We start from the raw sequence: 25,744 nt of genomic DNA, 5'->3' as shown, positions 1-25,744 counted from the left end.
CTCATTTTCCCCGCAAATACTCCTTGCCTACACAATACCCGTTATCGAATCTGCGTTTCCGACGATATAGTTCGGATCGTTCTTCGAGATATCCAGTATCAGCAGTGTCGGCTGTGCCGGCTGCACGCGAGTGAGGGTGATTGACTTTGTCCAAGTGCTGTTTATCAGGGGGGTGTTGTTGATGTAGAGCTCCGTGTGGAGCGGTTTTGATTGTGTTGTGATGTCCACTGATGAGTCGAACTCGTCGAACCCGTAGAGCCTCCCGCCGACGATGAAACTGTATTCCTGATTCTTTTTCTTTTCCAGTCTGACGTTATTTTTATAGATCGCAACGTCGGTCGCGAAGGTGTGCCATCCTCCGTTGCCGATGGCAAAGAACCGCATTGTGGAGTCGTCGAGGTTGATGCTTACCCGATCCCCGATGCTGAATGATATTCGATCCGGTGTCTCTCCGACGTTGTTCACGGTCAGTTCCAGATACGACTCCGCCTTTGCGATGGTGAAGTTGAAGAAGCCGCTGTTTCCCCAGACCTCATTATCGTTCCGAACATTCTGGTAGAGGTAGATCGAGTTGGCCTCAAGCTGCTGGACGAACTGGTCGACCACCCAGGCGTCGAGTTCCTCCTGGTCATCGAAGTGGATGTCGATCCCGCCGCCGTCGCCCGGCCCGGGGGTATCGGGGCCTCCCGGAGTTGCAGACCTGGTGAGGGTTGTGCTTGTCAGGAGGACGTTGTTGCCGGACCCCGTATAGACAAGGTCGACGCGTAATGGCATGCCGGTACCGGGGTCTGTTGCGGCGAGCGTCTCACCGATCTCCCATGGCCAGCGGGTGTCGCCGCCGCGTATCTGCACGGTGGCCATATCGACCGGTTCTCCATCGATAAGGATTGCGAGGAGACCTTCTTCGATGATATCGCCGCCGGAATGATAGAGATACACGGTGTCGCTCTCGTTCGTGATGACTGCAGTGACTCTGGGTATTTCGCCGGGTGCAGGCTGCGAGAGAAGGAGGGTCGCGATAATGGCAACTGCCAGCGCCGCTATGGAGATCATGGTGACGATCGCAATCTGTTCGGAGACTGCCTGGTCGTTGAGCCCTTGTTTCATCGTGCTTTAATCCTGCGGTGAATCTCAAAAATTATTTGTCCTGTCCTTTCTTTTTGCCGGGATTGTCCCCATCATCATCTTCTTCCTCATCATCTTCCTCCTCATCCTCTTCATCATCTCCTCCTTCCTCATCCTCCTCGTCACCATTTCCAGGGCCCTGTGAGAGGATGGTGAAGTACGTATTGTCCGTATACGCGTTTAAGTCAGCATCGAGTCCGATGGCAGTCAGTACAATGTTATCGTCTCCGGAACCACCGGTAAGTTTATTCAAATGTTCAGAACCTGCTGAGAAGGTATAGGAGTAACTGGTATACCGATCATCCCCGGCGTCACTTCCGGATCCGAGATCCAGTTCAACAGCAGTGACTTCCTTATGATTAATGTCTTCAGCCGTTGTTGCAATAGCCGATAGTATGACGCGGTTAATCGAATAGCCTTTTTTTACCCATACGGTCACGTCGAGTGGAGCCCTGTGTCCATTACCTGGATTGTGTTCATACTCGCTCCCGTCTTCCGGCTCGACAATGATGATTATATCATCATCAGAAGTATGGCTTGGAACTGTTGTTATTGATCCCGTATCGGGTTGGATTTCATTTTCGGGCGAGGTGTCCGGTGGTTCAAGGACTGTTGTCTTCAGGAGTGTGGATACACCAGTGCTGGTATGAATGATCTGCACGTTTGGGTTTTCAGTATCGCAAGTCAGCTCCAGAGCCGTATCGACCGACCACTCGTCGGTTCCCTCGTCGCCTCCGACAATACAATAGTCCGATCGCGGTATTCCGTCTACCACTAACTCAAAATCACCACATTTCAGGGTGTCGCCTCCACTGTGGTAGAGGTAGAGCGTATTTGGCTCACCCTCTTCTGCACCTTTTTCCAATCCCGCGACTACCGCTATTTGCGGTATTTCACTAACCTGATCCTGAGATGTCATCGTTACGCCGACGACCACAACTCCTATGACCGCCACCGATACGAGCAGCATCGCCCCCATTGTGCCTGAAATTCCGTCATCATTCTTCATCTGCATCCCCTCTTGGTTATAATACATTTTTCAGATGGCAACACGCTTTCTAGTCGATTTGAGAGGCTACGTTCTGCACTGTGACCGCGAAGTAATAGTGCTTCAAATCGAGAGTTACATCCGTCTCGCTTTCGTCCGATGCTCCACTCTTGCCGTAGATCGTGATGTAGGGGCGTGAGGCATCGCCCCCGAAGTAATCGATATCATACCAGTCTGCATCGAGCCCCTCGCGTTTCGCGCTCTCTGTGAAAATTTTCCGCCATGTGTTCCCTGTTTTTTCGTCGGGAGTTTCCAAAAGGAGCGTTACTTCAGAGTACGATTCGGGTTCGTACGTCACTGTGCTATCGCGGAAACGGGTGTCAACCCGAACCGGGGTCGAGCCGCCGACGGCACCTCCGCCGGTTATCTGGATGGCGCGTATAACCACACATGTAACGTCGTCTCTTGTAGGGTATATCGATATGAGGGGTGATATGCGGGTCGTTGTTCCGGAATCCTGCGCTAAAAAGACGCCGCCCATCTGGTAGTAGTATACCTGCTGGATCCAGTAATTATTCTGACTCTCGTATTCGAGCGCTCCCGGATCGATTTCAGCTATAATATTACCTTCTGTTATGTCACCGTCGCTGACGGATCCCTCATATATGCGGAAAACTTCTGATCTGTCAGGATTATTCACCTCGACTATGGCCGTTGACCCTATCGGCCGGAGAACCGGCATCGTTACGCCGCCGCTCACCGTCGATGACCCTAACGTGCCGAGCTGAAATGACGTGCTCGTTGTTACCCCGCGTGTCTCGCTCTCTTCATTCATCCAGAGTGAATCTAGCGTTATTTTGTAATCGGTAAAGATGTCCTTTACAGCGTTCATCTGCGCAATCTCGTCCTCTCGTCCCTCTGCGGGCACCACGTAGAGCTGGTAGAGCGACATCACGAGCACCAGCACTCCGAGTATCAGCACAAATCCGACAACTTCCGAGAGAGCGTCATCGCGAGGAGCGTGCGGCATAATAGGTGATTTGATTTTTCGCCGGGCGGTTATTTAATACTATTGGAAAAATCCGTGCCGCGCAAAGCGGCCGAATCGGGAAAATGTTTCCCAGATTTGGTAATTTTCGAAAGAATCGTGTGGAGCCGACAGGCTCCAAGGTTTTTTCTGGCATTCGGTGCAACCTATATGGGTATCCATGGAAGAGATCCGCGTGCAGAACAGGGATGAGGACGGAGCGCTGCTCTCCGACGGCTGCGTCCTCTGCCACCAGGGGGCGAAGATGGTGCTCTTCGTGACCGGACGGTGCCGGCGCACCTGCTGGTACTGCCCGCTCTCCCGCGAGCGGAAGGGAAAAGACGCCATCTACGCAAACGAGCGGCGGATCGAGACGCCTGAGGAGATGCTCGAGGTCGCGGAGAGCATGCAGGCGCTCGGCACCGGGGTCACCGGCGGCGAACCCCTGATCGTCCTCGACCGGGTGGTCGAATACTGCAGCCGGCTGAAAGAGCACTTCGGCGCAGAGCACCAGATCCACCTCTACACCGGCGTCCCGCCGGACGAAGAAACCCTCCGGCGGCTCGCCGGGCTTGTCGACGAGATCCGCCTCCACCCGCCGCAGGAGGACTGGCCCGGCATCTGCGAAGGCGCGTGGGCCGCGGCCGCGGGGCGTGCCCGGGCGATGGGCTTTGCCGTCGGGATCGAGGTCCCGGCGCTGCCCGGGCTCGAACACCTCATCCCCATGCTCCCGCTCCTCGACTTTTTGAACATCAACGAACTCGAGTGGGGGGACACCTGCGCCGCCGCGATGCGCGAGCGCGATCTTACCCTGGAGGACGGGGTGCACAACGCCGTCGCGGACTCCCGCTCCTGGGCGGCGGAGCTCGTTGCGGCGAGCCCGAAGGTGCACTGGTGCGGATCGTCGTTCAAGGACTCGGTGCAGTTACGGGAACGGTTAAAACGGATAGCATACAATACTGCCCGACCGTTCGACGAGGTGACCGACGACGGGACGATCGTCTACGGCGTCCTCACCCCGTCCGGCCCGGTCGACGCGATCCTCCCGCTCCTCGACGATGTCGGCTACGAGCGGGTGGACGGCCGGATCGAGACCGCCTGGTGGGTGCTCGTCGAAGACGCAGACGACCTTCCCGGTGAAAAAGAGGTCGTCGAACGCTATCCGAACGGAGGAATGATCGTGGAGGTGACGCCGGTCTGAAGACACGCACCTGGCTCGAAGCGCTGTACGAACGCGTCCTGAAGAACCAGATCCGTTACGTCCCGCAGCACATCGCGGTGATCCAGGACGGCAACCGCCGCTACGCCAAGAACCACGGGATCCAGAAGGCCGACGGCCACCGGAGGGGCGCCGACACCACCGAGATGGTGCTGGACTGGGCGTCCGAGCTCGGGATCCGGCACATCACCCTCTACGCCTTCTCGACCGAGAACTTCCGCAGGGACACCGGCGAACTCGACGCCCTCTTCCGGCTCTTCAAACTGAAGTTCCGTGCCGTCATCGAGGACCCCCGGGTGCACCGCGACAAAATCCGGGTCCAGATCATCGGCGACCGCTCCCTCCTCCCTCCCGATCTCCTGGAGACGCTGCAGGCCGCCGAGGCCGCAACACGGGAATACAGCAACTACTTCGTCAACGTCGCGCTCGCCTACGGCGGGAGGAACGAGATCGTGCACGCCGCCCGCTCGATCCTCCGGGAAGTGAAGGCCGGCACCCTCGCCCCGGACGCGATCGATGCCGATACCGTGGAGGGGCACCTCAACCGCGGCATGCGCATCCCCCCCGTCGATCTCATCGTCAGGACCGGCAGCGAATATAGGACCTCAAACTTCCTGCCGTGGCTGGCGAACGGGCACGAATCCGCCGTCTACTTCTGCGCCCCCTTCTGGCCGGCGTTCCGCAAGATCGATCTTCTGCGGGCGATGCGGGTCTACGACCAGAGAATGCGGATGAAAGAGCGCCGCCGCATCCCTGCAGAATAACCTTTTTTTACGTCCCGAACCGGCGGGCACGCGCCTGGTAGTCCCGAAGCGCCCGGAGGAAATCCACCTTGCGGAACGCCGGCCAGTTGACGTCGAGGAAGAAGAGCTCCGAGTAGACCGACTGCCAGATCAGAAAATCGGTGAGGTAGTCGCCGCCGGTCTTGATGACGAGATCGGGCTCGTACGGGAAGGTGAGGAACGACTCGATCCGCGCCTCGTCCACCTCCTCCGGGTCGACGCCGCGCTCGGCCATCTTCCGGATGCAGGCGGTGATCTCCTGCCGCCCGCTCTCCCCGATCGCGACCGTGACATCAATCCCGCTCCCGAGAACCTCTTTCGTCTCCCGGTAGCGGAGGGTGAGGCGTGCGATCTCGCCGAGCGTGCGGATCTCCGGAATATAGCGGGCGAGCCGGTCAGGGTCGTCGGTGCTGATGTGGAACGTCACGTGTCCGATCCCGAGTTCCCGGCACCACTCGGTGATCCGGGAGAGGTTGCCCGGAGCCTCGATGTGGTCCTGCTCGGTGATCATAAAACAGATGCTCCCCGGGAGCGTCGAGAGGTTCCGCCGCAGATACTTCTCGTAGAGCCAGTAGATCACGGCAGCAGCTCCGCAAGCGTGGAGGTGTTCAGCAGATCGGCAGGGCCGCACCAGCCCCGGCGGGCGAGCATGATGCCGTAGCGCATATTGGAAAATTCTGCGGGACGGTGACTGTCCGTCCCGATGGAGAGCTTCACTCCCATTTCCTTGGCGTGTCTGATATAAATATCATCCAGATCCAGGCGGTGGGGCGAGGCGTTGATCTCAAGCGCCGTGCCGGTCTCGGCCGCCCGTTCGATCACCCGGGCAAGATCGATCGCATACGGCGGCCGCCGACCCAGCAGCCGGCCGGTCGGGTGGCCGATGATATCGACGTGCTCGTTCTCGACCGCCGCAAGAACGCGCCGGGTGATCTGGTCCGACTCCTGCTGAAAGCCGGAGTGGACCGAGGCGATGACAAGGTCGAGGTCGGCGAGAACCCTGTCCGGAAGCCCGAGCGAACCGTCCGTCATGATGTCGACCTCGACGCCCGCCAGCAGCCTGCAGGTATGCTCCCGGTTGACCCGCTCGATCTCCCGCCGCTGATCGTCGAGCCGGCCGGAGTCGAGGCCGCGGGCGACGCCGAGGCTCGAGGAGTGATCGGTGATCAGGATATACTCGTATCCCAGCGCGTCGCCGCGATCTGCGATCTCTGCGAGGCTCTGCCGCCCGTCGCTCCAGGTCGTGTGGGTATGCAGGTCGCCGTGCACGTCCGCCGGTTCGACGAGCACCGGCAGCCGGTCCGCCTGCGCACGCTCGATCTCGCCCGTATCCTCGCGGAGTTCCGGGGGGATATACGCCATCCCGAGGGCGTCGAAGACCGCCTCTTCGCTCCCGATCGGCCGCAGCGTCCCGCTCGCCCGTTCCTCGAGGCCGTACTCGTTCAGGGTCCAGCCCTGCGCGATGGCGACCGACCGGAGGTGGATGTTGAACGCCTTCGAACCCGTCAGGTAGAGGAGCATCGCCCCGGCGATCTCCGGCGTCGCGTACCGGATATCCACTCGCCTGCCCCGGACGCGGATCGAGGTCTTCCGCGCCCCGTCGTCGATGACATCGTCGGCAAGATCGGATACCCGTGCTACGACGTCCCGCCGGGGCTCCCGCGTCACGATATCGATGTCGCCGACGGTGCTCCGCCCCCGGCGGTAGCTCCCGGCGACCGTGAAGGTGCCGGGGGAGAGAGCGGCGGTGACGACCCGGACGATCTCCTCCGCCTCTCTCCGGGTCATCCGCTCGCTCCGCTTGCGGAACCGGACGATGGCGCGGAGGATATTCTCCTCCTTCTTCTCCCCAAAGCCCCTGAGCGCCCGGATGCGGCGGTTCTTCGCCGCCCGTTCGAGATCGGCGACGCTCTCGATCCCGAGTTTCTTCCAGAGCAGGTGGATCGTCTTCGGGCCGACGCCGTCGAGCTCCAGGAGTTCGATCAGCGAGTCCGGGATCGAGGCCTTCAGACGGTCGAGTTCTCTGAACGTGCCGGTCTCTGCGATCTCGCGGACCTTCCGGGCTATCTGGTGCCCGACGCCGCGGACGGCAACGAGCTCCTCCTCCGGCATCTCCACCACCGGCGCGCCGAGCCGCTCGATCTCCTGCGCCGCCCGGGCGTAGGCTCTGACCTTGAAGGTGTCCCCGCCGGAGATCTCCAGCAGCTGGCCCGTGAACTCGAGCAGCCGGGCAACATCCCGGTTCGAGACCTGCACCTCCCCTGGGCGCTCCATGCATAAGAATCGGCAGCCTGTATATATAGGCATTCAGGGAGGGCACGAAGCAAATCCATAAAATCGTTGAGAACGAAAAATGCATACAATGCATCCCTCGACCTGTGAAGACTATCTTGAGGCGGTTCTCACCGTAACAACGGGAACAGGGCGGCCGGCGACGGCGGAGGAGATCGCCGGGGCGCTCGAGACCGACCCCGACACCGCCGGGACGGCGCTCTCCGCACTGGTCAGGGACGGGTATCTCGTCCGCACGCCGGAAGGCGGTATCGATCTCACCGAGACCGGCCGGGAGCGGGCGGCGACGGTCGCACGCAAACACCGCGTTCTGCAGTGCTTCCTGACCGAGATGCTCGGGATCGACGGTGCCGCCGCCTCACGCGAGGCCTGCACCCTGGAGCACGAGATCTCCGACGAGACGATCGACCGCCTCTCGTCCTACATCGACTGCCCCCGCCCCCGGCATCCGGGCAGACGCCGGTGCGGGCGCAGCACGACGACGCTTCTTGACTTCTCCGAGGGCGATACCGTCCGGGTCACCGTGCTCGCGCAGCCCGGGTGCAACCGGCGGCTGCTCGACCTCGGTATCCTGCCCGGCGAGATGGTCACCATCCGGAGGAAACTCCCGAACCAGGGAATGGTGGTGCGGGCCAAGGGCTGCGACATTGCGATCAGCCCGGAGATCGCGGCATCGATATTCGTGGAGAAATCCGGATGAAGTGCGCCCTCATCGGCAACCCGGGCGTGGGCAAATCCCTGATCTTCAACCAGCTGACCGGCCTCGGGGTCGAGGTGAGCAACTACCCGGGCACGACCGTCGAGCTCCAGCGGGGCAACACCTGCTACCAGCGCGAGATCATCGAGGTGATCGACCTCCCCGGCGTCTACTCTCTCGACGGCGCTTCGGACGAAGAGGTGCTGGTGCGCCGGTTCCTGGAGCAGCAGGGGGCGGACGTCATCGTCGCCGTCCTGAACGTCACCCGGCTTGAGCGGAACCTCTACCTCCTCCTGCAGGCAGCCGAGTACGGCCTCCCGATGGTCGTCGTCCTGAACATGATCGACGAGGCGGCGAAACAGGGGTTCACCGTCGATACAGCCGCCCTGCGCGATCTCCTCGGTGTGGAGGTGCTGCTCACCTCGGCGCTGCAGGGGAAGAACATCGATAGGATCATCCCGGCGGCCCTCTCTGCGGCACGCCCGGCGACGCTTGAGGTGCCCTACGACCACCACATCGAGGCCGCCGTCCGGAGCCTGGACAAGATGCAGGGGACGGACCGCTTCGCAAGCCTGCAGGCGCTGGAGGGGATCGGCGACGATGCCGAACTCCTCGAGACCGCAAAGACGATCGCCGAGGAGATCGAGAGCCGCCACCGGATGACGATCAGCCAGATCATCGCTGCCAACCGGCACAACTTCGCCCGGCAGATCGCGGACTCCATCACCGTCCGGCAGAAAGAGCCCGCACCGTCCTTCGACCTGGACACGGTTCTCACCCGGGTGATCCCCGGCATCCCCCTCCTGCTCGGCGTCCTGCTCGCGATGCTCCTGACGGTCTTCATCGTGGGCGGGTGGCTGGAGGGGTTCATCGTCACCCTCTTCGAGGTCTACGCGGTCGAACCCTTCACCGCGCTCGATCTGCCGGGAATCGTGGAAGCCGTCGGGATCGCGATCCTGCTGGCGCTCCAGGCGGGCCTCGGGATTGCGTTTCCCTACGTCTTCCTCTTCTACATCTTCATCTCGGTCCTGGAGGACTCCGGGTACATGACCCGGGCGGCGTTCCTCGCCGACAAGGCGATGCACCGGCTCGGGATGCACGGCGGGGCGATCATCCCGGTGACGCTCGCGTTCGGGTGCAACGTCCCGGCCGTCATGAGCGTGCGGACGCTGCGGAGCCGGCGGGAGCGGATGATCGCGGCGTTCCTGGTCACCATGGTGCCCTGCTCGGCGCGGACGGTCATCATCGCCGGGATCGTCGCAAGTTTCATCGGCCTTGCGGCGGCCTTCAGCATCTACGCCATCGTCTTTGTGCTGATCGTGCTCACCGGGCTGCTCCTCTCCCGGATAACGCCGGGCGAACGCTTCGGGATGATCATGGAGATGGCGCCCCTCCGCCGCCCGGACCCTGAGCTGGTGCTGAAGAAGTCCTGGATGCGCCTCTCCGAGTTCCTCTTCATCGCCATGCCCCTCCTGCTGGTCGGCAGCGTCTTCCTCGGGCTGTTTGAGTTCTTCGGGGTGATGGACGTCTTCGAGGCGTTCATCGAGCCGGTCACCGAGGGGCTGCTCGGCCTCCCGGGGTACGCGGCGACGGCGCTGATCTTCGGGATCCTCAGAAAAGAGATGGCGTTTGAGACCCTGGCGGTGCTTGCCGGCACCGCCGATCTCGGCGCGGTGCTGACGGCGCTGCAGCTCTACATCTTCGCCATCGTCACGGTGCTCTTCGTCCCCTGCCTCTCGACGATCACCGTGCTGCACCGCGAGGTCGGCTCACGGGTCACCCTCGCCGTAACGGTCTACACGGTTGCGCTCGGTCTTGCCGTTGGGGCAGTTATAAATTTCGCCTTCGCGTAACAGCTACTACGGACCAGAGATGTACCGCTACAACACCGGCCTTTCCATCATCGATAATCACTTCCAGGGCATCCATGCGGCGAGCAACATCCTCATTTTAACGCCGCCGCTCTCGCACGCAGAGCACCTGGCATACATGCTGGCACGCCCGATGGACGGCGAGTGGAGCATCTTCTTATCGACCGACGAGCGGGCATCCGACGTCGTCACGACGCTGAAACGGCTGGGGGCGGACAGACATCATATCGGCGTCATCGACGCCATCACCAAGTGCTCGGTCCCGACGCTCTCGGACACCTCCCGCGCCAAATTCGTCACGAGCCCCATGGACCTGACCGGCATGGGGATCAAATTCTCCAGGATGGCCGAGGATATGTGGAAAGAGAGCGTGAACGCGGACCCGGGCGGCCCCCTCCCGCCGCCGCTGCGGTTCTGCATCAACTCGGTCTCGACGCTCCTGATGTACTCGCGCCTGGAGGTCGCCTACCGGTTCCTCCACGTCATCACCAACCGCGTCAAGAAACTCGAGGGGATCGGTGTCTATATCCTGAACAACGAGTCGTTCGACGACAAAACCCTCTCCACCATCAAGCAGCTGATGACCATGATCATCGAGGTGAAGTCCGTGGACGTCGGGATGTCCATGCAGTGGTACTTCCGGATCGTCGGGATCAACGGGACGACCACCCAGTGGGTCCAGTACCACATGGAGGACGGGCAGCTCGTGGTGGATATGCTATGAGGATACAGCGATGCTGACGTTTGTGGGTCTCGGCCTCTTCGACGTCCGGGACATATCGGTGAAGGGTCTCGACGCCGTCCGGCGGGCGGACGCCGTCTATCTGGAGGCGTATACCTCCCGCCTGATGGGATCCAGCGTCGATGAGATGGAGCAGGTCTTCGGGAAAGAGATCCGGCTGCTCGGCCGGGAGGACGTTGAGCAGCACCCGGACGCGGTGATCGACCGGGCGCGGGACGGCGACGTGGTCTTCCTCACCGGCGGCGACCCGATGGTCTCCACGACCCATGCCGACCTGCGGATCCGGGCGGCCGAGGCCGGTGTGCCGACCGTGATCGTCCACGCCTCCTCGATCCAGAGCGCGGTCTGCGGGCTTTCCGGTCTGCAGAACTACCGGTTCGGCAAGTCCTGTTCGGTCCCGTTTCCGGCGGCAGGCTGGTTCCCGACGACCCCGCTTGCGACCGTCCGGGCGAACCTGGACTGCGGGCTGCACACCCTGGTCTACCTCGATATCCAGCCGGACCGCTACATGCGGGTGCCCGAGGCCGTCGGGCTCCTGGAGGAGATGGCGGAGGCTACGGGTCAGCCCGCCCCGGATCTCTACGTCGGGATCGCCCGCGCCGGGTCGGAGAGCCCCGTCGTCGCGGCCGGGACGGCGGATCGGCTGAAAGCCTTTGACTTCGGGCCGCCGCTCCATATCCTGATCGTGCCTGCCGACCTCCATCCCGTGGAGCGCGAATACCTGGAGACGTTCGCGGGACTATGACGCTCGAGGCGTTCGGTGTCCGCTACGGCCGGGCGGTCGCGGCTGCGTCGGCGGGTCCTCCGGGGGAAAGCCCGCTCAACCGGGCAGCATGCGATGTCCTGGAGATGGCCGCCGCCTACCATGCCGACGGGTGCACCTTCTTTTCGGGCGGCGATCCGGTGAACGCCCTGGCGAGCTTCGCCTACGGCCTCGGGTGGCTGGACGCCGGGCTGGCGCTCGGCCTCGTCCGGTGCGGCGCAGAACCCCCGTCCCCGGACGAGATCGGCGCAGCGGTCCCGGCCGCCCTGGCCGATCACCTCTCCGAGAAGACGCACCGCTACGAGCGGATGCTCGCCGAGGCCGCCGTCTCCGTGGAGATCGCGCCCGACCCGGCAAGCCCGCTTCACCGGGCGGCGGAGGAGTGCATCGCCGCGGCAGGCCGCGGCCTCGCCGGCGGGCGCGCCCGCCTCCGGGAGAACGACTCTCCCGGCGCCCTTGCCCGCTTCAGCTACGGCTACGGCTGGCTGGACGCCGGCGTCCGTGCCGGGCTGCTCCGGGTCACCCGGCGGCGCGACCTCTTTACGGTATAGCGGGTCTGACGGAATGCCCGTGAATCGGGGAAAACAGCGTTAAATACTACCTGGAAGATACCTATGTGTTCGGTTTCTCAGCGTTTTGGTTGCGCCATCGGCTGCAGAACCCCTGCCCGGCCGAAGGCAGTATGGAGCACGTGTGCATGAAGAAGTCCCAGGTTAAGTGGCTTTTGGTATCGGTCAGTTTCAGCACGCTCGTGCTGCTCGCCGTACTCTATTTCACCACCGACGAGTCCACGCTCGAGCAGCTCCAGCAGATCGATCCCGGTTTCCTCGTCCTGGCGCTGCTGCTCCACGTCGTCGCACTCGTCTTCTGGGCACTGCGGATACAGATGATGACCGGGTCGCTCGGCTACCGGGTCGGGTTCCGCCACTGCCTGAACCTGGTCTTCGCCAACATGCTGGTTGCGGCGATCACCCCCTCCCAGGCGGGCGGCGAACCCGTGCGGATCCACGAACTCTACCGTGCCGATGTCAAGATCGGGGACGCGACGGCCGTCGTCATCATGGAGCGGGTGCTCGACGGCATCGTCCTCGGGGCGGCCGGGGCGTTCGCGATGCTCTTTCTCGGCAGTTACTGGAGCAGCCTTGCCGCCGGCGTCAGCATCGTGATGTACGCGGCCTGGGTCCTCATCACGCTCTTTGTCCTGGTCTTCGTCTTCTCGGTGAAGAACCCGGACCACCTCAAGCGGTTTTTAAGGCGCGTCTCCGGGTGGGTCGGGCGGAAATGGAAGATGAAGCGGATCGAGAGTTTCCTTGCCGCGATCGACCGCGAGGTCGACAACTTCCACGAGAGCCTCGGCCGGTTCGTCAACCACGGCAGGATGGGGCTCTTGTGGGGTTTTCTCTTCACCGGCCTCTTCTGGTTCTCCGAGTTCATCATCGCCTCCATGCTGCTGATGGGGCTTGGCCAGCCTCCCTACTTCATCGAGTCGTTCGTCGTCCAGCTGATCATCGCCGTCATCATGATGATCCCCCTGACGCCGGGCGGTTCGGGCGTGGCGGAGCTCACGGCGACGTCGCTCTACGGGTTATTCGTCAATTCGTCCATCGTGGGCGTCTTCGTTCTCCTCTGGCGGCTGATCCTCTACTACTTCAACATCGCTCTCGGTCTCCTTGCGAGTCTCTCCATCGTCAGACGGGAGATCGTCGTTCGGACGGAAAAGACCCGGTAACCGACCCCAACCTTTAAAGGGAATAAGGGGTATGTCAGATGATCACATGTCTGTGCAGAGTTGCCACGTGCAGGGGGTCTTCATGTCCGTCAGCGAGATGGGAGCGGCCCCGACCGTTGTGCTGGATGCCGGCGGCGACAGCACTATTCCGATCTATGTCGGGTTATGGGAGGCAATCTCGATCAGCAATGCCCTCAATATGGAGATGCTCCCCCGCCCCATCACGCATGACCTGATCATCGATATCATCGGGAGCTTTGGGATCACGCTCGAGGCTCTCCACATCGATGCGCTTGAGGATGGGGTATTCTACGCAAAACTTGTCCTGAAACAGAACGATAAGACCGAGATCCTGGACTGCCGGCCGAGCGACGGGATAGCCATCGCTCTGCGGTACGGGGCGCCCATCATGATCGAGCCGGACGTCGTCCTGACGGCGTCGGTGAAGCGGGAGGAACTCCCCCAGATGGTCGATCTGAAAGAGTATCTCTGATACGGGGATTATCCCCGGCGGCGTTCTTCCAGTTCGGCGAGGACGTCCGCGAGATCGATATTCGCCGCCTTGAGCGCCAGAAGAAAATGAAAGAGCAGATCGGCGCCTTCCGAGACCGTCCGGGCGTCATCCCCGTTCTTTGCCGCGATGATAAACTCCACCGCTTCCTCGCCGACCTTCTCGAGCGCTTTGTCGACGCCCTTGCGGTGCGTCAGGATCCTGCTGACGTACGACTCCGCGGACGGGTTCTCTGCCCGCTCACCGATGACGTCCCAGAGTTCGCCGAGGACCTCACGCTCCTGCATGCTCGTCCTCCTGCATCTGCACGTTGCCAAGCTCGCTCCCCAGGAACCGCAGGATCAGAAGGCGGGCCTTCTCTATCATGGATCCGCCTTTGCCGATGGCGATGCCGAGATCGCCTTTGCGGACGGTCACGTCGATCCGGTTCTCGCCCGCGGGCACAAGCGCCAGAACCTCCGCCGGCTTAAACATATTTTTCACGAATGCGTCCGGGTCACGGGCAAACTCGACCATCTCGACCCGCCGGCCGAGTACCTTCTGCATTTTTTGGATATTTGCCCCTTTCTTCCCTATTGCAAGACCCATGTCCCCTTCGCGAACGACGTAAATGATCCGGTCGAAGCGTTCATCGATGATGCAGTCGACGGCGGTTGCCCTGGTGAGAATACGAAGCTCTTCGATATATCGTCTTTCTTTAAAGCATATGGTTCGATTCATTGAATAAATCCCCAATATGGGCATGGTGTGTATGAGTATAGTCGCTGGGATATTATATAGGTGGAGTACAAGGGTTTTTTCTGGGTGATGCACCGCTTTTTTTTAGCACCGCTGGAAGATCATCTTGATTGCGGCGCCCTCTCCCGAACTGCCGGGGACGCGGTCCGCCGCCCAGACCCTGCCGCCGTACTGGCCCATCAGCGTCTTGACGATATGGAGCCCGAGACCGCGGTTGCCGGGTTTCTTCCCGCCGTTCCGGGTGAACCGGTCGAAGATGTTCGGTTTGAGGTGGTCCGGGATCCCGATGCCGTTGTCTGCGACGCTGAGGGTCACGATCTCCTCGGTCTCCTGGATCGCGATCTCGATCTCCACGTTCATGCCGCCGTACTTGATGCTGTTGCTGATCAGGTTGGCGATGATATGCTCGACGAGCTGGTTTGCCCAGATCATACAGGCGCCCTCGCCGACGTAGCGGACGGCGATCCCGGGGTGCCGCCGGACCTGGTCGCGGATGATGCGGTCGAGGTCGACCGGCCCGAGCGACGGCCGGTGCTGGCTGAGCGTGTTGAGCAGTTCGACGTTCTTGATGATGTTGATGTTCTGCTCGATCGTGGCCTTCACCCGGTGCGCGAGTTCCTGCTCCTCGCCCGTGAGCCTCTCGCGGAGCATCTCGATGACCGTGGCCGCGACCATGCTGGTGTTGTAGATGTCGTTGCCGAGCAGGTCCAGGTAGAGGTCCGATGCCTGGCATGTCTCCTGCACGGTCCGTTCGTACTGGAGGTGGTCGGTCACGTCGCGGGCGACGCCGGTTGCCGCGACGATCCGCCCCGAGGCGTCGTGCTGCGGGTGCAGCATCATCTGGAAGGCGCAGTCTTTTCCGTGCCACCGGAACGTACGCTTCTGTGAGACGATCTGGCCGGTATCGATGACCTGCTGCGCTGCGGCGATGAGAAACTCCGCTTCCGGCGGCGGGAGGAGGGCGTGCGGAGTTTTGCCGATCAGGTCGCCCGGGTTGATCCCTGCTTTCGGCGCCTCTTTCCAGGAGAACTGCAGGAAGGTGCCGTCGTAGGTGATGGTGAAGAAGATGTCGGGGAGCGAATCGATCATCGTCCGGATCATCTCTTCCGAACGCCGGAGTTCGTTCTCGGCGGCCCGTTTTTCGGTGATGTCCCAGAAGGTCTCGATTGCACCGATACGTTTTCCGGTGCTGCCGTAGAGCGGCGCCGCAGTGCACGCCATCACCCTCCCGTTTGCCAGGGGCGTGCAGGACTCGGCAAAGATGCTCTCTCCTGTCCGGGTAAGGTTCCGGTAGTATTCGCCGGCGGGAGCGTCCTGCCCGAGGACGGTGTTGATCAGTGTCGGCCGCCGCTCGCCGAAGAGAGCCAGGGCGTGCTCGTACCCGCCCTTGCCGACGACCTCCTGCGCCCGCACGCCGGTGATCTCCTCAAGCTTCCGGTTCCAGGCCAGAACGGCACCGTCATAATCGAGCGCGAGCGCCGGCTGCGGAAACTGGTCGATCATCCCCACGTCTATCTTGCTGTCCGTCATTATCTCCCTGATTCTCCGCTGGTTTGCCTTCACGCTCTCCTCACTTTGCATAATTATCCTCCTCACAGAGAGAGCAGGGGGTGTCCGTCACCGGGAGGGTGCCTCCCTGCCGACGATCGATCCGTGGGGGTACAATCGGCGATGTGCTCATTAGTGTATCGGTCGAAAGTGCCGGGCACCGACCGACGGGACGCTGCTCTGTCTGCAAACGATCGTCCGGCTCGAATTTCCAGGCGTATCCGGTCTGTCGTCGGGCGTGAAACCCTGTCGCTTCGCAATCAAATGTCGTAGAGCGACGGTTAAAACAGTATCTATTTATTCGCCGTGAAATATATCAGGAATCGAATGCCATATTTATACTTTTACAAATATTCGCCCTGCACATTCCGGGAGGAATGTATTTTTTTACGAAAATCTTCTGCTTCGGGAGATTCTGCACGGTTCAATCGGCGCAGCGCTGCGCCGGAAAAAACGCGAGCCGGGCGGCCGGCCGCTGCGGACCTGCGATCCGTCGGCGGCGCTGTGCGTATCTCGGGGCGGGGCGGTTTTTTCTCCGGGGTTTGCCGGCAGACCGCCGTGCAGCACCCGGGCGGTGCAGCGGCGGCACCCGGATAAAAACCCGGATGCCTGGCTCATTTCCGTAAAATCTGCGGAAATCTGCGGTTTCATGTCGTGGGAACATTAATAATCAAGCATCTGCACTACTTCTAGTGATGTTCGGTCGGTACGACTATTCCTTTCATTTTACCTATGACGGCATCGATGTCGGAATAGACCAGCAGGACGGGCTGCTGGTCTACCGGCGGGACTGCGGCGGGCAGCAGTACGAGCGGATCCTGGCGTCCGAGACGGGGGGCGTCGTGGTGAACCCGGTGGAGCCGCTGAACCTGCCCAAAGAGGTGACGAACTTTCTGCAGATCGAGTTCGACCCGATAGTCATCGAACCGCTGTCGACGACCCGGGTCTACCTGACCTTTCCCGTCGAGATCGGGATCTTTCTCGAGGCCAGGCGCGACATGGAGGTGCTCGACATCTTCGGCCTGAATCACCAGAAGTATACCCTGTACGGCCCGCCGAACGGCGGCGTCATCGCCCGGTGGCACCGGAGCCGGGTCTCTGCTGCGATGCCCGAGGTCGAACCCCTGAGAGAAGGGGTTCTGGAACTGCGGCTCCGGAACATGCACCGCGAATGGGTGGAGGTCTCCCGGGCGGTCTTTGAGAGCTACGATATGAAGATCTACTACAACGACTTCGTCGGGATGACCGCCGAGATGCGGATCCTGAACAAGAATCTCGCGGAGACGGACTTTATCGACGCGCCGCTCACGCCCGGGATGAAGAAGTCGGTCGAGCTCTATACCGCCCGGGAGATACCGGTCATCAAGAAGGGATACCTGATGGCGTGGGGGCTGGCATGAGCCTGAACGTGACGGCGGTCCTGGAGACGCCCGTCGGCCCCTGGGACTTCACCGTCGGAAACCTCCTGGTCGTCATCGTCATTCTTGCGGTCGGGGTGGCGGTCGCGAAGTTCCTGGCGCTGAACGTCAGGAAAGCTCTTGCGGAGAAGGTGCCAAAAAACGACCTTGAACTGCTCGCAAAGATCGTCTACTACGCAACCATCCTCGTGGCCCTCATGGTCGCGCTGCCGAACCTGAACCTCGACCTCTCCGGTCTTCTGGTCGCCGGGGGGATCGCCAGTCTGGTGATCGCGTTTGCAAGCCAGAGCGTGGTATCAAACCTCGTCTCGGGCCTCTTTCTGATGGTCGAGCGGCCGATCAAGATCGGCGACAATATCGGCGTCGAGGGTATCTCCGGGAACATCGAGGACGTCCGGGTCCTCTCGACCGTCGTCCGGACCTACGACGGGGTGTACGTCCGCATCCCGAACGAGAAGGTCTTCACTTCGAACATCACCAATTACGTGCAGAACGTGGCGCGGCGGTTCGAGTATACGGTCGGCATCCGCTACAGCGACGATGCCGACACGGCGATCCGGATCGTCAAGGAGACGATCTGGCAGCACCCCTTCGCCCTGAAAGAGCCGGCTCCGTCGGTCTTCGTGGACTCGCTCGGCGACAACAGCGTCAACCTGACCGTCTACATCTGGGCGCCCGCCCGGGAGTGGTGGGGCGTCCGGACCGAGCTGCTCTGGCAGATCAAAGTGGCGCTCGAAGAGAACGGCATCGAGATCCCGTTCCCGCAGAGGACGCTCTGGTTCCCGAACGGCCTGAATGAAGCGCCGGGAAAACCCCCGGAATAATTTTTTTCGTCCGCGCCCGGCCGGCTAAGGCTTCCGGGGCATTCATGCGGATCGCCAGGATGGAGATCTGCTGCGGCATCGCTCAAGACCGGACCGGAGGGGCTGTCCCCACGGCCGGCCACTGCCGGATCGACCCTGCGGCCGCCAGAGCCCTGCGCTTCTCCGGGCGGCGCCGTCCTGACGCTCGAGAAGCTGCGGCAGGCCTACGGGTCGGTGCCGGGCAACCCGCTTCTCGCGGCGCCGGTGCACCTGGCCGGCTAGATCGAGCGGATGGGCACGGGGACGCGGGACATGATCCGCCGCTGCACCAAGATCGGGCTGCCGGAGCCGGAGTTTGGCGTCAGCGACGGCTTTCCAGACGATCGTCCGCCGGGTCCCGACTCCCGGTCAGGGGCTGCAGCCAGAGTCACGGCCAGAGTCACGGCCAGAGTCGCAGCCAGAGTCACTGGAAGCGAGGGTAATCCTGCTCCTCGAGAGCGAGCCGAAGTCCAAAGCGGAACTCTCCCGGGGGCTCGGACAGAAAGAGATCTCGGGTCAGCAGAGCAAGGTCGTCCGCCAGCTCCTGGCCGACCGAGTGATCGAGTACACCGTCCCCGAAAAGCCGAGCAGCCGGCACCAGAAGTACCGCCTCACCGAGAAAGGCCGTGCTGCGCTGGCGAAATCCGGTTCTGAGGGAGACATGCCGTGACGGAGTTGGTTGCGTATGACTGGTGTGGATAGCATCACGGAGTTTCGGCAGAACGGGCGACGCTCCAGCCCCGGAACGGTGCGGATGCCCCGCTGGGTGTGGATAACGTGTGGATACCCGGGAGAGGCACGACGATATGTAATTTCATCCCGGGTACGGTTTGATCGTCCTGGTAGGGAGCACATTCTCCGGGGTTCATTTTAGTATTTCTCCTTGCATTTCTTGTTCTCCGATATGTAATGGGCATGTAATCGAACATGAGCCGGCGAAGAAATCAGAGCACCATGATGGCAATTCTCATGTACTACCCCGGAAAACAACGTGCATATGCCCGTGGACTGAAACCGGGGGTGCCGGCCCTCCACGCAGCACGACAAAAACATTTGCCGAAGACGCCGGTGCGAGTCCTCAATCAGTCGTTTATGCTCTACACCGGGGACTACCGGCACATCGTCGCCAACCGGGATCTCATTCTCTCCGCGACGCATCTCCGCGATGTCCGATACCTGGGCGATCGGACGGGCGGGAGTTGAAAGACCCCGGTGCGCTGCGGACGTCCCGGAGGCCGGCGGCGGAATTGCACCGGATGTGCATCCCGATCGCGTGCACGATCGGGCGAACCGTGCGTTTCCGGATCTGTTGCAAACGAAAAAATCGAAAATGGCGATTCATTCGCGGATCTGAAATTCCCTGGTTTATCAGAGAGTTCGCTCGCGAAAAGTGTTTGCACTCATGTTTGCACACCCCTTTGCAACACTATGTACAACGGTGTTGCAACACCTGTCCGGGCTGCTCGATCACCGGATGGTTTGCGTGGGTGAAGGAGAACTCGGCCGGTGCACGATCTGCGATGCCGGGAAAGCCGTGTATCGCTCACGCAAGAAGCAGGCGAATATCTGCGAGGGGTGTTATGCCCGGCTGGTGCGGGAGTGGAACCGGGGAAAGGGGGTGCGATGATCCCGGTCGATCCCCTGCAGGGGGCGGCGGCGGTGCCGGCGGGAGCGCCGGGCCTTCGTCGAAACCCATCACCTTAATATACCGTTTAATCCAAGGTTCTCTCATGACCTACGCCGAGAGGGTCGAGTTCTACAGGCAGATCGAGAAAGAGCGTGGGCGGCCGCTCATCACCTACGTAACCAGCTCACGGCCGAACGCCGAAGGAGTTATCGCCTCTGATGTAATACCGGAATTTTGCCGGCAGATCCTCACTATCCCGGAGGACAAGAAGAAGATCGACCTCCTTATCGTCAGCCGGGGCGGCGACCCCATCGTTTCGTGGCGGATCATCAGCCTGCTCCGCGAACGGTTTGACGAAGTCGGCGTTCTGATACCCTATGAAGCATACAGCGCAGCGACGCTGCTCGCCCTCGGCGCGAATGAAATTGTCATGCACCCGTTCTCCAATCTCGGGCCGGTTGATCCGCAACTGCACATCGTTAAGAATGTCGAAGGAAAGCAGGCAAACCTCGACTTTGCGGCAGAAGACCTGGCACATTATCTGGACTTCGTCGGCACGGACGTGGGCATCTCCGATCAGGAGCAGAAAGAGCGGGCTTTCGAGTTGGTTGCAAAAGAGGTCGGTACAATCCCGATCGGAGCCGCCAAGCGGAGCTCGAACCTTGCCCTCTCGCTCGGCGCGAAGCTGCTCGGTCTCCACATGGCCGACCACAATACAGTCAAGGCAATATCCGAGGCACTCAACAAATCATTTTACCATCACGGCTATCCGGTTGGGAGAACGGAAGCAAAAGAGATTGGCCTGAACGTCACGGATGCACCCTCCGGCCTTGAAAGACTCATGTGGCAGGTATGGGAGGACCTGGAACGGGAGATGAAATGCAGAGAGCCATTCAACCCCTTTGATATTGTAATGAACGACCCCCATCTGTCTCAGGCCATAGGGCAGGTCCGGCAACTGCAACTCCCGGCGAATACTCCGCCGCAGTTCCTGCCCCAGATCTTCCAGCAGCATCTCCAGCAGATCCAGCTTGCAACGCTCCCGTCCATACACTACGAACTTCTCCAGGCAACGGTTGAGAGCCCACGCCTGCGAAGCGAATACCGGTCGGTGAGAGTGATCAGCGCCGTCCGCATGCCTGACCTGAACATTAATATCAACGTAGCGCCAATGACTCCTGGCTGGAAAACAATTGACCGTATAGCGGAGGTGTGAGAGATGTATTCACGGATAACAGGTTCGGATAACGAGAAGGGACTTGTGAAACCCGTTGGCCCGTACCGCTATCACTCCTCCGGAAACTCAATTGCTTCGGTGCAGAGTTCCGGTACGTCCGGCCCTATCGGGACGTTTACGGTTGCACATCCGCTGCAGGCGCCGGAGGCGCAGCCCTCGAAGGACGAAGACTTCAGGGCGCTTCTGCAGCGGCACAAGAAGACTTTCGAGCTTCTGGCCGAATAGATCATCGACTTTTTTTTGCAGCAGAGCAGAGCCAGACTCTGATGTCTTCCCGGGTCTTTTTGCCTTCGGCAACGTCCCGCACGAAGCGGTTGTTCTCCTCGTCGGAGCTCGTGATGGCGTACCGCTCCGGTGTTCGGAGCAGGATGAGAGCGGCGAGCAGAAATGCGACCCGTTTGTTCCCCTGGACGAAGGCATGCCCCGTCGCAAGGCCGTGCAGCACGAAAGCGGCTCTCTCGAACGGGTCCGGGAAGTTGCTGCTGAATGTCACGGTAAAGTCGAGGTTCCCGGGATTGAGGAGCTGTCCTTCGAGCCCCCGGTCTTCTTCACGATCGCTTGCCAGGATGATCTCAATCTGGTAGCCGATCACCTCCTCTACGGTGAATTCTTCCATTGCGCTCTCCTGCCCCGGCAGCCGGCCGTCGGAACAATGAAGTATTGATGACGCTCGAGAAAAAAGGTTGTTACGCAGCGAGCTCCCGGAAGCGAAGCGATGCACACTGCCGGACGGTACTTACCACCATCGAAACCATAATCCCGTCCCGCAAACAAAGGAACCTTCAGCAGAAGGATAGAACTATCATTGGTCTGCCGTTCCCCCCTTACCCATCAAACGTGCAGAAAACCGCACAACCGGAGAGATATTCCGCCATGCCGCAAAGGAGCGATATCGGAAACAATGCGCCCGGCCGGATCGTGCGCATCACCATGAACGCACTGCCGGTCTGTAACAGGCTGCCGACCGACAGGTGAAGGAGCGGGGCGTCATACCTATGAGAGAAGCATATGATCTCCGTGCTCGGGTACGGTGCCGGAAGTGAAGCGCGTGGATGACCTCCCTTCCCTGCTCACCCGCTTTGAAGGACGGCGGATCGATTTCAAGGAAGAGGTGAGCACGAACCTGTATCGGCTCCTGTCCGCTTTTGCCAACACAGCCGGCGGGATAGCCGTCATCGGGGTCCGCGACCGCGATCATGCCGTCGTCGGCGTCGATCTCAGAAACAATGCCGTCAAGAAACTCGCAGACAGCATAACCACCCGGCTCGGCATTCATCCGGTCATTGAGATCCGCGATATCGAGGGGAAGTCCGTCGTTACCGTCGCCGTCGAACGGAGCCGCGTCCCGGTCGCCTGTGACGGGCGGTACTACACCCGCATCGGCGACACGACACGCGAGATGCTCCCGGACGAGCTTCGCGGGTTCTTCCAGCAAAGCATTGAGTGGGACAGCGTCGCCGGGCCGTACCCGCTCGACGAGATCGATGAGGAGACGGTGCGGCGTTTCCTTGCCGGTGCAAAGGCGGCAGGTCGCCTCGCTGCCGTCGATCCGGCCGAACCGGTCGAGGCCGTCCTCCGCCGCCTCGGGCTTGCCGGGGACGGAGGGATCAGCAACGGTGCTATCGTCCTCTTCGGCAGAGATCCGCAGCGGTACTTCCAGAACTGCATCCTCAGAATCGGGCGGTTCAAGCGGGCCGATATCATCGTCGGCGACCACGAGATCGGAGGCAATCTCTTTCACCAGTTTGAGGAGGGCGAGCGGGTCATCAAGCAGTATCTCGGCGTCAGGTACGACATCTCGGAGGAGGCGATGCAGGAGTCGTTCCGGAGGAGGGAGATCTGGGACTACCCGCTTCCGGCGATCCGGGAGGCGCTTCTCAATGCGCTCATCCACCGCGACTACTTCAACAACACGGTCCAGACGCAGGTTCGGATCTTCGATGACCATATCCGCTTCCACAATCCCGGCCATCTTCCCGAAGGTGTCACCGTCGAGATGATCCTGAAAGAGCACTACTCCTACCACCGCAATCCGAAGGTTGCCGATATCTTCTACCGCGCCGGACTCATCGAGCGCTACGGATCGGGTATCGAGCGGATCATCACGGCTTTCCGCGATGCCGGTATGCCGGCTCCCGTCTTCGCCAGCAATCCGCTCGGGTTCACCCTGACGATGCGGATGGATACGCTGAACGAGAGTTCTCTTCGGAAGATGGAACTGAACGAACGGCAGATCCGTGCGGTGGAACGAATCAAGGCCGAGGGGAGCATCACGAGCGGTGCCTATCAGTCGCTCACCGGCGTCTCGGCAGCGACGGCTTTCAGGGATCTCAAGGCCCTGGTTGACCGTGGTATCCTGGAGCAGGTGAGCCCATCGAGGAGGGAGACACGATATGTTCTGCGGGAGAGGCCATCATGATGTGTGGATATTTCCAGAGCGTTCCGGCAAAGTAGGGGGCTGATCCGGGTCGGAAACCGGGCAGATGCCCCCCTGGCGTGGGAAAATGAGAGATGAATGAGAGATGAATGAGAGATGGATGAGAGATGGATGAGAGATGAATGAGAGATGGATGAGAGATGGATGAGAGATGGATGAGAGATAGATGAGAGATGGATGAGAGATGGATGAGAGATGGATGAGAGATGGATGAGAGATGAATGAGAGATGAATGAGAGATGAATGAGAGATGAATGAATAAGAAGATCTGATCGAATATGAGTGATGAGCGCCGGGCGGAGTGTTTCGGGAGTGGAATCGGGAGGAGGGGGTGCGGTGATCCCGCCTCGACCCGGTGCAGGCGAGGGTGGCGGTCGATGTGAGTCTCCTACCACCCGCCGATCACCCGGACCAGCACCGCCACGACGCCGCCGACGAGCCCGCCGGCACCGGCGCCGATCCGGCACGCTCGCTGCTCTTCCCCGGTCTTCCGCTCCCGCCAGCCCTCGAGGCTCCGCAGGCGGTCTTCGTGGTCGCCGGCCTGCTCCTGCATCTCCCCAAGCGTCCTGCAGATCCACTTCACGTCCCTGCTGATCTCGTAGACCATCTCCCGGGTCGTCTTCTCCTCCGGCATCCTCGCATTCCTCCGTGAGAGAGGGTAGGCGCCGGCGGGGGATAAGTATTACTTGAGGTAATTATCGTGCAGGACACGATCCCGGCTGCCGCTCCCTTCACCGGAAGCCTTCCGGCGACGTGATAGGCTCTTGAAGACTGCATAATTCCCTTCTCCAGCATCGGGATCGCCGCCCCTCCCCACCCGGTCAAGGCAGATTAATATCTTCGTGGGTAATATTGTAGTATTGTCTGTCATCCCGGGACTCGGCAGGCAGGAGAGAAACCAATGGCAGACTTTGTCGAGACCAACAACACCAAGACGGCGGTCCGGGAACTCACCGTCCCGATCGCCGACATCGCTACGTTCGACGCGCTCGTCGCGTCGGTGCTGAACGACAACCCCTTCGGGTGCGTGGACTACGTCGAGGGCGGCGTCACGTATGACGGCGTCTCCCGCAACCGCGAGTCCTACACCGCGAAGGTGATCTACGAGGACGGCGCTGCGAAGACCGTCGGCCGGATCTCCGCACGGGCGCCGAGCGTCGCCGCGTTCGGTGCCGTCGCGACGGAGCTGATGGGCAACGCCGCCCTCGAGGCAGCGATGGGTGGGGATGCCGTCCGCGACGCAGCCGGCGACACCTACTCGTGCCAGCTCAAGTGCCACGACCCGTCCGGCGAGATCTACTACGTCACGTTCAGCCGTGATGCAGTCCGGATCACGAGCTACCAGGACGACGCTATCCGGACCACGGTGGAGACCTGGGCGGACAGCGTGCCGGCGCTGGGGTGAGGGAGGGATACTCCCTCTCTTTTCGTTCTGAACGAAGGGTAAATTGGGCTTATTTTTCGATTTTAGCGAAGGGTTCTGAGGTCAAATTTCGGTTCTGGAATTAAACGTTGCATTTCGCTCCGATTGCCGGAAAACGGCAGGATCGCGAGGCCATAGCGGCGATATGAGCGAGGGTAATTTTTGAAGGATGTCTGGTATGGCTCTGCCCGAGATCGGCCGTCTGTGGGCTTCTGTGAGGGTCGTTTTCTCGAAGGATTGGGCCGGAATTCCTGATATTTAAGGATTGCTTAACCAAAACGGCAGCCGCAAGCATGCCCGGGCCTCCAGCCGGTGATACGAGCGGCGACCCGTGAGGACGACCGGCGGCCCGGCACCTTCCGGACGGGAACGCAGGCTGCGATCGGTACCGGTCGTGATCCCATTGCATGCTGATCGTCTCGTTCCGGCACGTCGCCGGGTTCTTCGACGCGACGGACGCGGAGCAGGCCGCACTGCTGGACCTTGTGCGGGAGGCGAGACGGTTCCTTGACGAGTGGTTCCGTCCCGATGGGTATACTATCGGCGCGAACGTCGGCGAGGCCGCCGGGCAGACGGTGATGCACCTGCACGTGATCCTGTGGTATGCCCGGGGGTATGGAGGAGCCGATGGGTGGGGTGCGGGGGGTGATTCCGGAGAGGCGGGGGTATTGAGGGGCAGTTTGAATTCAGGGTTATGAGGGATATGTACTATAGATGGGTCACATTTT

General features: G+C 61.0%; 28 protein-coding genes. 18 read left to right on the top strand and 10 right to left on the bottom strand.

The annotated features are described in order from the left end of the window. Positions 1 to 27: 27 nt before the first annotated feature. Genes FGU65_RS04585 through FGU65_RS04575 form a run of 3 tightly spaced genes read right to left on the bottom strand, consistent with a single transcriptional unit; the run spans position 28 to position 3,143 of the window. The gene (locus tag FGU65_RS04585; protein WP_301663234.1) at positions 28 to 1,107 is read right to left on the bottom strand and encodes a type IV pilin domain-containing protein; all 1,080 of its coding nucleotides are present in this window, start codon (positions 1,105 to 1,107) and stop codon (positions 28 to 30) included. Positions 1,108 to 1,138: 31 nt separating this feature from the next. Beyond that, on the bottom strand, positions 1,139 to 2,134 hold the full coding sequence (locus FGU65_RS04580) for a type IV pilin domain-containing protein (RefSeq protein WP_301663233.1): 996 nt from the start codon (positions 2,132 to 2,134) through the stop codon (positions 1,139 to 1,141). A 49-nt stretch (positions 2,135 to 2,183) separates the two neighbouring features. Next, on the bottom strand, positions 2,184 to 3,143 hold the full coding sequence (locus tag FGU65_RS04575; RefSeq protein WP_437344433.1) for a DUF7289 family protein: 960 nt from the start codon (positions 3,141 to 3,143) through the stop codon (positions 2,184 to 2,186). 178 nt (positions 3,144 to 3,321) lie between these two features. On the opposite strand from FGU65_RS04575, the gene FGU65_RS04570 reads away from it, so the two are divergent. Together FGU65_RS04570 and uppS are read left to right on the top strand one after the other, a co-directional pair. Then, positions 3,322 to 4,341, top strand: a complete 1,020-nt coding sequence (locus tag FGU65_RS04570) for a radical SAM protein (protein WP_301663231.1) — start codon at positions 3,322 to 3,324, stop codon at positions 4,339 to 4,341. Further along, entirely contained in the window at positions 4,338 to 5,123 is a 786-nt protein-coding gene (gene uppS / locus FGU65_RS04565) for a polyprenyl diphosphate synthase (protein ID WP_301663297.1), read from the top strand. Before FGU65_RS04570 ends, uppS begins: the two co-directional genes overlap by 4 nt. 7 nt (positions 5,124 to 5,130) lie before the next feature. On the opposite strand, the gene FGU65_RS04560 is transcribed toward uppS, so the two are convergent. Both FGU65_RS04560 and polX read right to left on the bottom strand, forming a co-directional pair. Then, entirely contained in the window at positions 5,131 to 5,721 is a 591-nt protein-coding gene (locus FGU65_RS04560; protein ID WP_301663230.1) for an undecaprenyl diphosphate synthase family protein, read from the bottom strand. Then, positions 5,718 to 7,415, bottom strand: coding sequence for a DNA polymerase/3'-5' exonuclease PolX (polX, locus tag FGU65_RS04555; RefSeq protein WP_301663229.1), 1,698 nt, complete (start codon positions 7,413 to 7,415; stop codon positions 5,718 to 5,720). Before polX ends, FGU65_RS04560 begins: the two co-directional genes overlap by 4 nt. An 88-nt stretch (positions 7,416 to 7,503) precedes the next feature. On the opposite strand from polX, the gene FGU65_RS04550 reads away from it, so the two are divergent. The 7 genes from FGU65_RS04550 (at position 7,504) to FGU65_RS04520 (ending at position 13,728) form a co-directional block, all read left to right on the top strand. After that, positions 7,504 to 8,133, top strand: coding sequence for a metal-dependent transcriptional regulator (locus tag FGU65_RS04550; protein ID WP_301663228.1), 630 nt, complete (start codon positions 7,504 to 7,506; stop codon positions 8,131 to 8,133). Then, the gene (gene feoB / locus FGU65_RS04545; RefSeq protein WP_301663227.1) at positions 8,130 to 9,983 is read left to right on the top strand and encodes a ferrous iron transport protein B; all 1,854 of its coding nucleotides are present in this window, start codon (positions 8,130 to 8,132) and stop codon (positions 9,981 to 9,983) included. The genes FGU65_RS04550 and feoB overlap by 4 nt, the downstream gene beginning before the upstream one ends. A 19-nt stretch (positions 9,984 to 10,002) precedes the next feature. Next, entirely contained in the window at positions 10,003 to 10,725 is a 723-nt protein-coding gene (locus FGU65_RS04540) for an RAD55 family ATPase (protein WP_301663226.1), read from the top strand. A gap of 10 nt (positions 10,726 to 10,735) precedes the next feature. Further along, the gene (gene dph5 / locus FGU65_RS04535; RefSeq protein WP_301663225.1) at positions 10,736 to 11,488 is read left to right on the top strand and encodes a diphthine synthase; all 753 of its coding nucleotides are present in this window, start codon (positions 10,736 to 10,738) and stop codon (positions 11,486 to 11,488) included. Continuing rightward, positions 11,485 to 12,057 (top strand): DUF357 domain-containing protein, encoded by a 573-nt coding sequence (locus FGU65_RS04530; RefSeq protein WP_301663224.1) that lies wholly within the window; start codon positions 11,485 to 11,487, stop codon positions 12,055 to 12,057. The genes dph5 and FGU65_RS04530 overlap by 4 nt, the downstream gene beginning before the upstream one ends. 146 nt (positions 12,058 to 12,203) lie before the next feature. After that, positions 12,204 to 13,235 carry a lysylphosphatidylglycerol synthase transmembrane domain-containing protein gene (locus FGU65_RS04525; protein ID WP_301663223.1) on the top strand — a complete coding sequence of 344 codons (1,032 nt, stop codon included), beginning with the start codon at positions 12,204 to 12,206 and terminating at the stop codon, positions 13,233 to 13,235. A 46-nt stretch (positions 13,236 to 13,281) separates the two neighbouring features. Next, the gene (locus FGU65_RS04520; RefSeq protein WP_301663222.1) at positions 13,282 to 13,728 is read left to right on the top strand and encodes a bifunctional nuclease family protein; all 447 of its coding nucleotides are present in this window, start codon (positions 13,282 to 13,284) and stop codon (positions 13,726 to 13,728) included. Positions 13,729 to 13,736: 8 nt separating this feature from the next. On the opposite strand, the gene hisE is transcribed toward FGU65_RS04520, so the two are convergent. From hisE to FGU65_RS04505, 3 genes are all read right to left on the bottom strand, one after another. Next, on the bottom strand, positions 13,737 to 14,033 hold the full coding sequence (hisE, locus tag FGU65_RS04515) for a phosphoribosyl-ATP diphosphatase (RefSeq protein ID WP_301663221.1): 297 nt from the start codon (positions 14,031 to 14,033) through the stop codon (positions 13,737 to 13,739). Further along, the gene (locus FGU65_RS04510) at positions 14,020 to 14,466 is read right to left on the bottom strand and encodes a NusA-like transcription termination signal-binding factor (RefSeq protein WP_301663220.1); all 447 of its coding nucleotides are present in this window, start codon (positions 14,464 to 14,466) and stop codon (positions 14,020 to 14,022) included. The genes hisE and FGU65_RS04510 overlap by 14 nt, the downstream gene beginning before the upstream one ends. Positions 14,467 to 14,568: 102 nt before the next feature. Next, positions 14,569 to 16,065 carry a sensor histidine kinase gene (locus tag FGU65_RS04505; RefSeq protein WP_301663219.1) on the bottom strand — a complete coding sequence of 499 codons (1,497 nt, stop codon included), beginning with the start codon at positions 16,063 to 16,065 and terminating at the stop codon, positions 14,569 to 14,571. A 662-nt stretch (positions 16,066 to 16,727) separates the two neighbouring features. Between FGU65_RS04505 and FGU65_RS04500 the strand changes: the two genes are divergently transcribed. The 6 genes from FGU65_RS04500 (at position 16,728) to FGU65_RS04475 (ending at position 21,381) form a co-directional block, all read left to right on the top strand. Beyond that, the gene (locus FGU65_RS04500; protein ID WP_301663218.1) at positions 16,728 to 17,432 is read left to right on the top strand and encodes a DUF432 domain-containing protein; all 705 of its coding nucleotides are present in this window, start codon (positions 16,728 to 16,730) and stop codon (positions 17,430 to 17,432) included. Further along, positions 17,429 to 18,274, top strand: a complete 846-nt coding sequence (locus FGU65_RS04495) for a mechanosensitive ion channel family protein (protein WP_301663217.1) — start codon at positions 17,429 to 17,431, stop codon at positions 18,272 to 18,274. The genes FGU65_RS04500 and FGU65_RS04495 overlap by 4 nt, the downstream gene beginning before the upstream one ends. Before the next feature lie 334 nt (positions 18,275 to 18,608). Further along, the gene (locus tag FGU65_RS04490; RefSeq protein ID WP_301663216.1) at positions 18,609 to 18,962 is read left to right on the top strand and encodes a Fic family protein; all 354 of its coding nucleotides are present in this window, start codon (positions 18,609 to 18,611) and stop codon (positions 18,960 to 18,962) included. 398 nt (positions 18,963 to 19,360) lie between these two features. Further along, on the top strand, positions 19,361 to 19,495 hold the full coding sequence (locus FGU65_RS04485; RefSeq protein ID WP_301663215.1) for a hypothetical protein: 135 nt from the start codon (positions 19,361 to 19,363) through the stop codon (positions 19,493 to 19,495). Positions 19,496 to 20,022: 527 nt separating this feature from the next. Next, a complete protein-coding gene (locus tag FGU65_RS04480; RefSeq protein WP_301663214.1) occupies positions 20,023 to 21,135 on the top strand; it encodes an SDH family Clp fold serine proteinase in 1,113 nt (370 codons plus the stop codon). A gap of 45 nt (positions 21,136 to 21,180) precedes the next feature. Further along, positions 21,181 to 21,381: a hypothetical protein gene (locus tag FGU65_RS04475; RefSeq protein WP_301663213.1), complete on the top strand. Its 201-nt coding sequence runs from the start codon at positions 21,181 to 21,183 to the stop codon at positions 21,379 to 21,381. 1 nt (position 21,382) lies between these two features. On the opposite strand, the gene FGU65_RS04470 is transcribed toward FGU65_RS04475, so the two are convergent. Continuing rightward, a complete protein-coding gene (locus tag FGU65_RS04470) occupies positions 21,383 to 21,772 on the bottom strand; it encodes a type II toxin-antitoxin system death-on-curing family toxin (RefSeq protein ID WP_301663212.1) in 390 nt (129 codons plus the stop codon). 423 nt (positions 21,773 to 22,195) lie between these two features. Here FGU65_RS04470 and FGU65_RS04465 point away from each other — a divergent pair, with 423 nt between their 5' ends. Further along, a complete protein-coding gene (locus FGU65_RS04465; protein WP_301663211.1) occupies positions 22,196 to 23,575 on the top strand; it encodes an ATP-binding protein in 1,380 nt (459 codons plus the stop codon). 406 nt (positions 23,576 to 23,981) lie between these two features. Here the strand turns inward: FGU65_RS04465 and FGU65_RS04460 are convergent, their stop codons facing one another. Continuing rightward, a complete protein-coding gene (locus tag FGU65_RS04460; RefSeq protein ID WP_301663210.1) occupies positions 23,982 to 24,227 on the bottom strand; it encodes a hypothetical protein in 246 nt (81 codons plus the stop codon). 267 nt (positions 24,228 to 24,494) lie between these two features. Here FGU65_RS04460 and FGU65_RS04455 point away from each other — a divergent pair, with 267 nt between their 5' ends. Then, positions 24,495 to 24,998: a hypothetical protein gene (locus FGU65_RS04455; protein ID WP_301663209.1), complete on the top strand. Its 504-nt coding sequence runs from the start codon at positions 24,495 to 24,497 to the stop codon at positions 24,996 to 24,998. A gap of 425 nt (positions 24,999 to 25,423) precedes the next feature. Further along, positions 25,424 to 25,714: an HIT family protein gene (locus FGU65_RS04450; RefSeq protein WP_301663208.1), complete on the top strand. Its 291-nt coding sequence runs from the start codon at positions 25,424 to 25,426 to the stop codon at positions 25,712 to 25,714. The last annotated feature ends 30 nt before the right edge of the window (positions 25,715 to 25,744 follow it).

The sequence above is a fragment of the Methanoculleus frigidifontis genome (assembly GCF_030464345.1).
Lineage (GTDB): Archaea > Halobacteriota > Methanomicrobia > Methanomicrobiales > Methanoculleaceae > Methanoculleus_A > Methanoculleus_A frigidifontis.
This window is presented reverse-complemented; position numbering and strand designations above follow the sequence as displayed.